13 protein-coding genes and 1 pseudogene are annotated in these 11,930 nt (G+C 57.1%); all 14 read left to right on the top strand.

What is annotated here, in order from left to right:
* The first annotated feature begins 1 nt into the window (after nucleotide 1).
* The 14 genes and pseudogenes from Q1A59_RS11380 to Q1A59_RS11315 all read left to right on the top strand — a co-directional run bounded on the left by Q1A59_RS11380 (nucleotide 2) and on the right by Q1A59_RS11315 (nucleotide 11,873).
* A complete protein-coding gene (locus Q1A59_RS11380; protein ID WP_366917437.1) occupies nucleotides 2–457 on the top strand; it encodes a TrmH family RNA methyltransferase in 456 nt (151 codons plus the stop codon).
* Nucleotides 339–791, top strand: a complete 453-nt coding sequence (locus tag Q1A59_RS11375) for a TrmH family RNA methyltransferase (protein ID WP_298402435.1) — start codon at nucleotides 339–341, stop codon at nucleotides 789–791. Before Q1A59_RS11380 ends, Q1A59_RS11375 begins: the two co-directional genes overlap by 119 nt.
* A gap of 114 nt (nucleotides 792–905) precedes the next feature.
* Nucleotides 906–2,162, top strand: a complete 1,257-nt coding sequence (locus Q1A59_RS11370; RefSeq protein WP_298402426.1) for an MFS transporter — start codon at nucleotides 906–908, stop codon at nucleotides 2,160–2,162.
* Between the two features lie 162 nt (nucleotides 2,163–2,324).
* Complete coding sequence (tpx, locus tag Q1A59_RS11365) at nucleotides 2,325–2,840, top strand: thiol peroxidase (protein WP_298402427.1); 516 nt, start codon at nucleotides 2,325–2,327, stop codon at nucleotides 2,838–2,840.
* 291 nt (nucleotides 2,841–3,131) lie between these two features.
* Entirely contained in the window at nucleotides 3,132–3,848 is a 717-nt protein-coding gene (gene rpsB / locus Q1A59_RS11360; protein ID WP_298402428.1) for a 30S ribosomal protein S2, read from the top strand.
* 338 nt (nucleotides 3,849–4,186) lie between these two features.
* On the top strand, nucleotides 4,187–4,714 hold the full coding sequence (locus Q1A59_RS11355) for a translation elongation factor Ts (protein ID WP_066790369.1): 528 nt from the start codon (nucleotides 4,187–4,189) through the stop codon (nucleotides 4,712–4,714).
* Nucleotides 4,715–4,783: 69 nt separating this feature from the next.
* On the top strand, nucleotides 4,784–5,524 hold the full coding sequence (gene pyrH / locus Q1A59_RS11350; protein WP_299644990.1) for a UMP kinase: 741 nt from the start codon (nucleotides 4,784–4,786) through the stop codon (nucleotides 5,522–5,524).
* The gene (gene frr / locus Q1A59_RS11345; protein WP_298402430.1) at nucleotides 5,518–6,075 is read left to right on the top strand and encodes a ribosome recycling factor; all 558 of its coding nucleotides are present in this window, start codon (nucleotides 5,518–5,520) and stop codon (nucleotides 6,073–6,075) included. The genes pyrH and frr overlap by 7 nt, the downstream gene beginning before the upstream one ends.
* A gap of 26 nt (nucleotides 6,076–6,101) precedes the next feature.
* Nucleotides 6,102–6,827, top strand: coding sequence for an isoprenyl transferase (locus tag Q1A59_RS11340; protein WP_298402431.1), 726 nt, complete (start codon nucleotides 6,102–6,104; stop codon nucleotides 6,825–6,827).
* A 4-nt stretch (nucleotides 6,828–6,831) separates the two neighbouring features.
* On the top strand, nucleotides 6,832–7,671 hold the full coding sequence (locus Q1A59_RS11335) for a phosphatidate cytidylyltransferase (RefSeq protein WP_298402432.1): 840 nt from the start codon (nucleotides 6,832–6,834) through the stop codon (nucleotides 7,669–7,671).
* A 59-nt stretch (nucleotides 7,672–7,730) separates the two neighbouring features.
* A complete protein-coding gene (locus tag Q1A59_RS11330) occupies nucleotides 7,731–8,702 on the top strand; it encodes an alpha/beta hydrolase (protein ID WP_299644989.1) in 972 nt (323 codons plus the stop codon).
* Between the two features lie 340 nt (nucleotides 8,703–9,042).
* On the top strand, nucleotides 9,043–9,324 hold the full coding sequence (locus Q1A59_RS11325) for a hypothetical protein (RefSeq protein WP_299644988.1): 282 nt from the start codon (nucleotides 9,043–9,045) through the stop codon (nucleotides 9,322–9,324).
* Nucleotides 9,325–9,574: 250 nt separating this feature from the next.
* A pseudogene (locus Q1A59_RS11320) lies at nucleotides 9,575–10,389 on the top strand (IS5 family transposase).
* A 68-nt stretch (nucleotides 10,390–10,457) separates the two neighbouring features.
* A complete protein-coding gene (locus Q1A59_RS11315) occupies nucleotides 10,458–11,873 on the top strand; it encodes a cellulase family glycosylhydrolase (protein ID WP_299644987.1) in 1,416 nt (471 codons plus the stop codon).
* Nucleotides 11,874–11,930: the final 57 nt, after the last annotated feature.

The raw sequence follows: 11,930 nt of genomic DNA, 5'->3' as shown, positions 1-11,930 counted from the left end.
TATGAACGACATCATTGTCATTCTCGACCGCCCCCAAAACCCCCGTAACATTGGCGCAGTGGTACGAGCAATGCTCAACACCGGTTTTCGCCATCTGCGGCTCGTCGCGCCGGCCCCGTTCGATCACGAGCTTATCGCGGCAGTTGCGCATCGTCCCGAACCAATCTTAGCGACGTTGACCAGCTACACCGATATGACCAGCGCTGTTGCTGATGTGCGGTACTTGGTTGGCACGAGCGATCGCCCTCACCCCGGCGTACCGTGGCGTAACGATGTTCTCAAAAGAGATGTGTGGTACACTAGATATTGCGGTCGCCTTCCCTCGCGGAAGGCGTGGATTGAAACGGCAGTGGGCGGTAGAAACGCGCCAACGGGCTGTGCATGCCGGCCCAGTGGGTTTGCTCTTTGGTGCAGAAGACAATGGCCTCAGCCGCGCCGAACTGAGTCGCTGCCATGAGATCATTGGATTGCCGGTCGATCCGACGTGCTCTACGCTTAACCTTGCCCAAGCCGTGCTACTCACGCTCTACGAACTGCAACAGGTTTCGCCACCACCAGCGCCACCCGCACCACCCGCTGAACCGCCCGCCGATCTTGCAACGCTTGATCAGCTTTCTGCGATCGTCGACGAACTGCTCACTGCGACTAAGTTTGTCAAAAGTGGCAATGGCCGCGCACTCCATCAACGCCTGCGCACAATCATCACTCGTGCTGCACGTAGCCAACGCGACGCTGCGATTATCACGGCTCTGCTACGCGAAGCAGTGCGACAATTAACACGCCTGTCGTAACCCCACCCATTCACATCTGGTACCTCTTGGCAGTCCTCTGTTATACTTGTATCATCAAATATGTACTTAACTGATAAGTCCGTCTGCACCATTGCTTTGTACTGAACACCAACAATGACCACCCACATCCCACTTGCCGCATTTCGTTCACGCGATTTTCGCTTGCTCTGGTTCGGCAATGTTGTCTCGCTCAGCGGCACCGAAATGACACGGGCGGCAGTGAGCTGGCACATCCTCGAATTATCCGGCGGTGACCCGCTGGCACTAGGTGCAATCGGCGCAGCGCGGCTCGTGCCGCTGGTGTTGCTGGCGCTAGGCAGCGGCGTGCTGGCCGACGCGGTTGACCGTCGGCATTTGATGATTGGCGCGCAGATCGCGATGATGCTCTGCTCACTGGTGCTGGCCTTGACGGCGAATCTTGGTCTGGCCGCGCTGTGGGTCATCTACGCCGTCACCGCTCTCGCCGCCGCCGCCAATACGCTCGGCTTGCCGGCGCGGCAGGCGCTGATCCCCTCGCTTGTCCCTCGCGAACATCTCGCCGGCGCGTTGAGTCTCAATATCGTGGCGTGGCAACTAGCCACCATTGTCGGCCCAACCATCGGCGGTCTGCTGATCGAGCGCGGCGGGGTGGGTTTGGTCTATTGGGTGGATGTGGTGAGTTTTACCGCCATTCTGGTCGCGCTGCTGCTGATGCGCCCGCGACCGCTCGCTGTCGAAAAACGCGACATTAACTTGCGCGCCGCGATCGAAGGGTTGCAGTTCGTCTGGCGCACCCCATTAATCTGGAGCACAATGCTGCTCGATTTTCTCGCGACCTTTTTCAGCGCTGCTACCACCTTGCTGCCGATCTATGCCCAATCAATTTTGCAGGTCGGCCCGCAAGGATTAGGTTTGCTCTACGCCGCGCCATCGGTAGGAGCAGTAATTGCTAGCGTGATCTGTTCGATCTGGGGTGCCGGCAACCGGCAGGGGCCGTTGTTGTTATGGTCGGTAGCGATCTACGGCCTCAGCACCGCCATTTTTGGCCTCAGCACTCATTTCGGCCTCTCGTTGCTGATGCTGGCGATCAACGGCGCTGCCGACACAGTAAGCATGGTCGTGCGCGGCAATATCCGCAACCTTGAAACGCCGGACGAACTGCGCGGGCGGATGGTGGCGGTCAATATGCTCTTCTTCGCCGGCGGGCCACAACTGGGCGAGATCGAAGCCGGCGTCGCTGCCCGCCTGTTTGGCCCCCAACTCTCGATAGCACTCGGCGGCTTGGCCTGTGTACTGATGACCGGCGTGGTCGCCGCGAAGGTACCAATCCTGCGCAACTACACCGACGGGCGCCGACCCGCGCCGGCCACCGCTCCCGCTGCGGCTGACTAACGACGCCTGCTCCGCTGCTCTTGGGCTAACCCGGCAGTTCTCCTTCTTCCAGCCTATGGGAGATGGGGAGAGAGGATGCAGACGGATATTGACAGTTCTTGCTTCCATATCCTACACTACATTATGCAGGAACCACCCTTTGATGGAAAGGAAATACGAACTATGACCATCGAGCGCCCGGAAGCGTTCGTCTTCTTTGGCCCCCAGACCGTCATCGGCCCGGAATTGCAGCCCGGTGACAAAGCGCCTGACTTCAAGCTGGTCAATAGCAAGCTGCAAGAGGTTACATTGGCTCATTTTGCCGGTAAGCCACTGTTGATCAGCGTAGTACCCTCGCTCGATACCGGCGTATGCAGCAAGCAAACCACCCGCTTCAACGAAGAGGCAGCCCGGCTCGCCGGCCAAGCCAACTTTATCACCGTCAGCGCCGACCTGCCCTTCGCGCAGGCGCGCTGGTGTGGCGCTAACAATGCCGACGCCATCCAGACCCTCTCGGATCACCGCGATATGAGCTTCGGCGCGGCGTATGGTACCTACGTGCCGGCCTACCGGATCGAACAGCGAGCTGTGTTTGTGGTGGATAGCGAGGGTGTGATCCGCTACAGCGAATACGTGCCGGTCGCCGGCCAAGAACCCAACTACGATGCCGCGCTTGAGGCACTGAAGGCACTGCTCTAACCAGCGCGATGATAGGCACGGCATACCAGCACTGCTCATTCCACAGCGTCGGTTGCCCGAAAGCATGTCATCCCCTTTGCGCTTTTTGCGTCTCTTCGTGGCTATTCTTCACCAATCGTTCGTAGGGGGCGCTTGCCGCCAGCGCTCCCTTATGCTATACTGCTCGCCGGCATTGCAAAATGCCAAATACGCACACCCTGAGGCGCAGTCGCTCCTGCCGGCCTACTCCGGTACAGGCTGCGAGATACGACGGGTGGAGGTGGTTTCGACCAGAGAAGGAGCAGGAAAGGTATGACTCAAGCATTGCCGCGCGTCGTCACGATTCGAGAATTGCTGGAAGCTGGCGCCCACTTTGGGCACCCCACCAACCGCTGGAACCCGAAGATGAAGCCGTATATCTTCACGGCTCGCAATGGGATCCATATTATCGATTTGCAGAAGACGGTAACTGGCCTAAGCCAAGCGTATCAGTTCATCTCTGACCTGACTGCGCGCGGCGAGAAGATTCTCTTCGTCGGCACAAAGAAGCAGGCCCAAGAGGCGATTATGGAAGAGGCGGTGCGGGCCGGCCAATTCTACATCAATCGCCGCTGGCTTGGCGGCACACTCACCAACTTCACCACCATCAAGCGCCGATTGAAGCTACTGAGCGATCTCGAAGAGCGGCGCGACCGCGGCGAGTTCAACCGCTTAACCAAGGCCGAGGCGGCTAAGCTCGAAGAGAAGATTGTCCGACTTAATCGCGTTTTCGCCGGCCTGAAGGGAATGGAGCGGCTGCCCGGCGCTGTGTTTATCGTTGATCCGCGCAAGGAAGAGCTAGCTGTGCGCGAAGCGGCGAAAGAGAGCATTCCGATTGTGGCGATGGTTGACACCAACTGTGATCCCGACCCGATCGATTATGTCATCCCCTGCAACGATGACGCGATTCGGGGCATCCGGCTAATGACGGGGAAGATCGCCGACGCGGCCATTGAGGGGATGCGACGGCGCGAAGCGGCCCAAGAGTAACCAATCGCTGTGCAGCTAGGCAGCCGGCTTGATTGGCGGCTACTTTCTCTCAAGATAGGGGGTAGGGTAAGGGGCAAAAAATCGGCTCATCGCCAATATCTCTTGCCCCATCCGCCCAGATCGGTTTACACTTGCGATATGCGCATCCCAAACCTGACCGGTTGCTCAAGGTCAGAGCTGCGCAGGCAGCCTCGACGTGAGGTTGCCGCACTTCGGTCACAAGAGCGCAAACCGACGTTGCACGGGGGGGCGCATGCCCCTCCGTCGCACGATCCGCACTACCCTAATCTACCGGTAACGGCATTGGATAGAGGTTCTTAGGCAAAGGGAGCAAGACTGTGGCAGTATCAATCGAACTGGTGAAGGAATTGCGTGAACGTACCGGCGCCGGCATCAAAGAGTGCCGGGATATTCTTGAGCAGACCGGCGGCAATATCAATAAGGCAATCGAGATTCTACGGGAGCGCGGGATTGAGGCGGCAGCCAAGAAGGCATCGCGCGAGGCGAACGAGGGCCTGATTGGCGTGTATGTCCACTATGGATCGCGCATTGCCGCAATGGTTGAGCTGAGCTGCGAAACCGACTTTGTGGCCCGCACGGCCGAGTTCGGCCAATTGGCCAACGATCTGGCCCAGCATATCGTTGCGCTCAACCCGCGCTTTATCAGCGCGAGCGAAGTGACCGATGAGATGGTAGCCGAGAGTGGCCAAACCCGCCAAGCGTTCATCGAAGAGACGGTGCTGCTCGAGCAGAAGTTTATCAAAGATCCGGCCCGCACCATCGAAGAGAAGATCAAAGAAGCGATCGCCAAGCTCGGCGAGAACATCGTCGTCCGGCGGTTTGTGCGCTACGAAGTCGGCGCTTAACGCACATTGATTGGGCGGTTTGCCAGTCGGGCAAACCGCCTAGTTCTCTGCTTTGCTGCGAGTAGTTCCATGCAACAACCAAAATACCGTCGGATTTTGATCAAACTGAGCGGTGAACAGATCAAGGGTAGCGATGGCGAGGTGATTAGCTACGATATGCTCGACTTCCTCGCGCAAGAGATCGGTCGCGTTCACCGCCACGGGGTTGAGATCGCCGTTGTGGTAGGCGGCGGCAACATTTGGCGCGGCCATCGCGCGATCGAACGTGGCATGGATGCCGCCCATTCGCACTATATGGGGATGCTGGCGACGATTATCAATGCGCTAGCGATGCAAGATGCACTCGAGCGCCATGGCCTCGATACTCGCGCAATGACCGCCATTAAGATGGATGAAGTGGCTGAACCGTACATCCGGCGGCGCGCCACCCATCATCTCGAAAAGGGGCGGGTGATCATTCTCGCTGCTGGCACTGGCAACCCCTACTTCACCACCGACTCAGCGGCGGCACTGCGCGCCGCCGAGATCCATGCCGAAGTGATCTTGATGGCGAAAAATGGCGTCGATGGCGTTTACGATGACGATCCGCGCCGCAATCCGGCAGCAACCCGCTTTGATCACATTCACTATCTCGATGCGCTGAACCGTGGTCTGACCGTGATGGATAGCACGGCGCTGACCTTCTGTATGGATAATAACTTGCCGATTATTGTCTTTAACGCCATGGAACCCGGCACTATCGAACGGATTGTTATGGGTGAACATGTTGGCACGCTTGTGAGTAGTCAGCGAGGAGGCGCGCAATGCTGAACGATGTAATAACCGAGTATGAGGCGCATTTAAAGAAAGCGACTGAAGCGTTGCGCCATCATCTGGCGTCGATCCGCACTGGACGCGCCTCGGCAGGGTTGGTTGAGCATCTCCATGTCGAAGCCTACGGCACGACTATGCCGCTCAATCAATTGGCCAACATTAGTGTTCCCGAAGCCCGGATGATCGTGATCCAGCCCTACGATGCCGGCATGATCAAAGCGATTGAAAAGGCGATCCAGCAATCTGATCTTGGCCTCAATCCGAGCAACGATGGCCGGATCATTCGCTTGCCGGTGCCGCCACTGACCGAAGAGCGCCGGCGCGAATTGGTGAAGATGGTGCGCCATCGCGTCGAGGAAGTCAAGATTTCGGTGCGTAATCAACGCCGCGATGCGATTGATGATCTCAAGAAGTTGGAAGCCGAGAAATTGATCAGCGAAGATGACTTGCATCGCGGCCAAGAACGGATCCAGCAGTTGACCGACCGTTGCATCCGCGATCTCGAACAGATCGGCGCGGAAAAAGAAGCGGAAGTGATGGCGGTCTAACGCTGTCGCTGAGAGGCGCTATTATTATGAGTCAGGATGGTGTACCGTCCGGCACAAAGATTCCGCAGCATATCGCGGTGATTATGGATGGCAATGGGCGCTGGGCACAACAGCGCGGCCTGCCACGCCTTGCCGGCCATCGCGCCGGCACCGAAAATATCCGACCGATCGTGTCCGAGTGCGCTCGGCTCGGTGTACGTGTACTTACTTTGTACGCCTTTTCGACCGAGAATTGGAACCGGCCATCGCTGGAAGTGCAGGGTTTGATGCAGATTTTGGGCGAGTTTATCGATCGCGAAATCCGTAATCTGCATGCCCAAAATGTCCATTTGCGCCATCTGGGCCGGCTCGATGGCCTAAGCCCCCATCTGCGCGAAAAGGTCAATTACGCGATTGAATTGACCCGCCACAACACTGGTCTGACGTTAGCAATCGCATTTAACTACGGCGGTCGCGCCGATATTGTCGATGCAGTGCGCTCGATCGTCGCCAGCGGCATCCCCGCCGACCAGATTACTGATGATGTGATTAGCGCCCATCTGTCAACCCGCGGTTTGCCCGATCCAGATATGATCATTCGTACCAGCGGCGAACGGCGGATCTCGAATTTTCTGATCTGGCAGTCAGCCTACAGCGAGTACTGGTTTACGCCGGTGTTCTGGCCCGATTTCCGGCCCGAACATCTGCATCAGGCGATTCTTGACTATGGACGGCGCGAACGCCGCTTCGGCGGGCTCCCCGAGTCGAGCTAATACCTTGGCTGCGCGCATCACCAGTGTGGTGGTGCTGTTGCCCTTGATCATTGCCGGCGTGTGGTGGCCGCCAACTACCGCACTGTTAGCCGGCTTGGTGATCGCATTGGCGATCGGTGAGCTGTTTGCGATCTTTCGCCACGGCGGGTATGCGCCGCGGCTGTTCGAGGGTATTGCAATCGGCTGGTTGATCTGTGCGGCCACCTTTTTTCAACCACTGACGACAATCGATCTTGTGCTCGTTGTGGTATTCGTCTCGATTCTTGGTGCATTGATTGCCGAACTTGTCCGCCGAAATCGCCAGACCAGCCTGCTCGGTTGGGCATTGACGTTCGCGGGCGCGTATTACGTCGCTGGCTTGTTAAGCAGCTATCTCTTATTGCGTCAGCTTGAAACGCCGTTACAGGGCGGATGGCTGGCCTTCGCGCATATCCCGCCCGGCGCAGCATGGGTCTTTTTTACACTGGCGATCACGTGGTTGCAAGATACCGGTGCGTTCTTTGTTGGCCGCTCCTTTGGGCGCACTAAGATGGCGCCAGTTCTCAGCCCCAAGAAGAGTTGGGAAGGTTTCTGTGGTGGGATGGCTGCCGCGATTACAACTGCTCTGTTCTGCGTGCCACTGTTGGGCTTGCCAATCACATTGATCGAGGCGGCAATTCTCGGCGTGGCCGCCGGCATTTTCGGCCCGCTCGGCGATTTGGCTGAGTCGCTGATTAAGCGGCAAGTCGGGGTGAAGGATTCTGGGTTTATCATCCCCGGCCACGGCGGGATTCTTGATCGGATCGATAGTATTCTCTTCACCGGGCCGGTGATCTACTACCTTATAGTGCTTTTTTCCCATTGAGCTGGCGTTGCTCGTTCGTTATAGTGCTATCGTATCGATCAAGCAGTGTTGCTGACGCTATGATTTCATCAACCATCACCCAACAACAATGGATTCCTGATCCTGCATTGGCCGGATTTGAGACGCTGCCGCTTGATCTGGCTGGTGGCCGTGCGGTTTTGGTGCGTCAGTGCAAGCCGCCGGCAACGGGTCGAGCCGTGCTGTACGTGCATGGCTATTCCGACTACTTTTTCCAAACCCATGTGGCTGATGTCTTCCGCGCGCACGGTTATGCGTTCTACGCGATCGATTTGCCCGGCCACGGACGTGCTATCCAACCCGACCAGATCCCATGTTTTTATCGCGACATTGCCGAGTTTTATCCGTTCATCGACGCAGCGATTGGGGTGATCGACACGGCCCATAACCGGCCATGGCTGGTCTTGCACGGCCATTCGGCGGGCGGGTTGGTGACGGCGCTCTACGCGGCTGAAGGCGGACGGCGTGACCGGCTTGGTGCGCTGGCGCTGAATAGCCCGTTTTTCGATTTTATGATCGACCGTGCCACGCGGGCTTCGATCCCGCTGGTAATGCTCTTAGGCCGGCTCAAACCTACCCGCATCGTGGGCAAACTGTCATCGGTTTACGGCGAGACGATCTATCGCGGTACCGGCGGTGAATGGGAGTTTGATCAACGTTGGAAGCCGGTCAATGGTATTCCGATGCGGGCTGGCACGGCGCGGGCCATCTTGCTGGCCCAACGCCGGCTGCGGCGTGGCCTTGGCATCCGCTGTCCGATCTTGATCTTACACTCGGCGCGGTCGGCATGGCCTATCCCCGGTAGCCCTGAGATCACGCGGGCTGATATTGTGCTCGATGTAGCCCACATGCGGCGCGATGGCCCAATGCTGGGTGATGATGTGACGATGATTGCGATCGAGGGCGGGCTGCACGATCTGGCCTTATCGCCAAAGCCAGTCCGCGAGCAGTATTTTGCCGAATTGATGGGATGGCTGACAGAGGTAGCAGCAACCCGTATGAGCGAGCAATGAAGCGGTCAAAGGGGAAGATGGATCTTGATTTTGTAGTTCGTATTTGATATACTCAGGGTGACATAGTTCCTGTGACTCTGTGCCACTGGTGGGTCGCACCGCCCCAGCATTGCACGGCCTGTCGGATTAGAACCGATTCGCAACACCAAACGCTCCCTTGACCTGAAGGAAGGGACGGACAAGCGTCGCGCAAACCCAACCAAGCAACTAAGATAGATCGCGACTTCCTAGCACAAGCCGAAAAAACCGGATGCCATTCAGAGATAGGATCCATGACCTCTGGGTTACTGCCGCCAAGAACACGCATGTTGGCATTCGCACCCGCAAGCAGGAGTTCGTTATGCCGCTTACAGGCACCCGCCAAGGGGCGCTGCGTGCGGCAGCCAAGCAGCAGGGACGGTACCGGCGCGGGACGCGCTGGAACTGGAACCGATGCACCCAGTCACCATCGTTCTGGACAGTGTGGGAGGACTGCTCCTGCTCATCACACCAGTCTTCACCAACGAAGATGGTTCGATCGGCATCCACGATCTGGTCACCAGCATTACCACCTTGGACAGTCACGGGATCGCCGCGATTGCTCACACCCGATGGACTGGGCAATCCGGTCACCGGTCGCTGAAACCGACCGCTTCACCGGGCACATCGCCCACGCACCCCGTGATGACCCAGCCCACACCCATTGCTTTGCGGCCTTGAGTGGATATATCAACGCGAACTGCTCAACGGCAACACCCATCTCAATCACGTTGCCCGCAAGTCCAAACCGTATCTTCGTGCCATTCGTGCCGCTGATGCCAAGTTGCAGGAACGCAATCCCGTTCAACTAGAGCCTGTTATGCACTTCAGAGATAAACTTGTATGATTTCAGTATGACACGTCGACCCTATCTAGGCGATGTGAGCGACGAGGAGTGGGCCTTCGTCGCTCCCTCCCTGACTTTCATGACCGAAGACACCCCGCAGCGCGACCACTCGCTGCGCGAGGTCTTTAACGGATTGCGCCGGATCGTCCGCACGGGAGCGCCTTGGCGCATGATGCCCAACGATCTGCCGCCGTGGTTACCGTCTCGCAGTAGAGACGTTGCAATGAAACGTCTCTACTGAAGGCCGGGGTCGTTGAGACGCTCGTCCATGATCGGCACGCGCTGGTGCGTGACATCGAAGGGCGCGTGCCTGCGCCGCGCGGTGATCGTTGACGCGCGCACCACGCAATCGACCCCGGAACGCGGCGCGCGCGCTGGCGATGACGAGCATCAACGCCGCAAGGGCAGCAAAGTCCCCGTGGCGAGTGATCCGTGGACTAGGTGCTGGCCGTGGTCGTCACACCCGCCAACGAACCGGAACGCGCGCCGGTCGCCGCAGTGGCGGAACAGGTCCAAGCCGTCACCGGCGAGTCTGTCGACGCGGCGTTCGTCGACTAGGGCGATACGGGGGAATAACCAGCGGCCGACGCCTACGCCCACGGCATCTGGCTGGAGGTCGTTACACTGGCGGAAGCCAACCGCGGCCTCGTGCTGCTGCCGCGCCGCTGGGTCGTTGAGCAAGGCTTCGCGTGGATGGCACGCGTTCGCCGGCTGGCACGCGATGATGAGCGGTTGCTGGAGACCTTGGCGGGAGTGCATGTGCTGGCCTTTGCGATGCTCGTGCTAAAGCGGTTCATGACCGTTATGCTCGAAAGTACATAACAGGCTCTAGCTGCGTAACGGGAGTAAATATAGTCTTAGTTCTATGGATACAGAACAATGGAGGTACTATGAAACACTACATTATCATCGTACTACTCATGCTTAGTGTTGTTGGCAACTTACCAGCTGCAGCGCAGCAACCGGCTGGAACAACTACAGTCTACATACCGATCGTTTCATCAAATAATATTCGTCCCTTTGGTATCGAACCTAGCTCCGGTTCGTTGTATACCAATACCGTTCAATCCCAAGCCACAAATTTAGGCGCACACTGGGTGCGGCTGAATACCTTAAGCTGGCGCGAAGCGCAACCCACAGCAACGAGTCCAATCAACTGGAGCGCCCCTAGCTTTCAGCGGTTTGAACAAGAAGTGCTGGCGGCTAATGCCCTTGGCCTGCAAGTGATGGCCATTGTTGACGATCACCCGTCGTGGGCGACCGGTAGCAGCAAAATTTGTGCAGCCATTCTCGATGAATACCATGATGAATTTGCGGCATTTGTGCGCGCGGTCGTTGCCAAGTATAGTCAACATCCCTATTATGTGCGCTACTGGGAATTGGGCAATGAACCGGATGTAGACGCTAATTTGGTTTCTGATGATGTGCCTTTTGGTTGTTGGGGTGATAGTAATGATGAATACTATGGTGGTGAACGTTACGGTCGCATGTTAGCCACCGTAACTCCGGCGATTCGGGCTGCTGATCCGGGGGCAAAGATCATTTTTGGTGGGTTGTTACTAGATCGCCCGGCTAACCAAATAGGTGATCCTCCTGACAAGCCATTCAACTTTCTAGAGGGTGCGCTGCGTGCCGGTGCCGCTCCATACTTTGATATTTTAGCGTTCCACGCTTACGCAGTTTTCTATCCTACCAGCAGTCCCTTTGATTTTGATAGCAAAGCGTCACCTAAATGGTCAGGGAAAGGTGGCTTGACGGTCGGCAAAATTAATTTCCTTCGCGATGTCATGCGGCGGTATGGCATCAGCAAACCTATCATTCTCAACGAAACTGGATTGCGCTGTTTGGGTGCATGCAGTGCTGCTCTTCAATTTGAACAGGCGAAGGCAAATCATCTTGTTCGATCGGCGATGCGAGCAATTGCTGAGGGCGTCGAAGCATATATTTGGTACACCTTTGAAGGCCCGGGATGGCAACGTTCAGGTCTACTAGATGATAACCAACAACCACGTCCTGCATTCTTAGCTATGAAGGCTGCGATTGAGCGCTTGAATGAAGTGCGCGTGCCGCCGCAATCATTTACCGGTTATGGAACAGATATTGAAGCCTATCGCTTCAGCGGCAATGGTTTCGTGCTGGACGTCCTCTGGTCAATGGATGGAACTTCCCGCCAGATCACATTACCAGCAACCTCGTTTATTGCTGCATACACCCGTGATGGTACTTCGATTACCCCAACAAGTTCTGGAGGAACTGTTACGCTCAGCGTAGGTTTTGAGAATATCTATCTCAAGCGCAGACCGTAAGTGCCAATTCATGCATCGACTCTCTTGACGTGGCTAGATCGATCCGGTACACTACTC

It is taken from the genome of uncultured Chloroflexus sp., assembly GCF_937951745.1.
Taxonomy (GTDB): domain Bacteria; phylum Chloroflexota; class Chloroflexia; order Chloroflexales; family Chloroflexaceae; genus Chloroflexus.
Note: the sequence above shows the minus strand (reverse complement) of the source record. Positions and strands in the feature narration are given on the sequence as shown.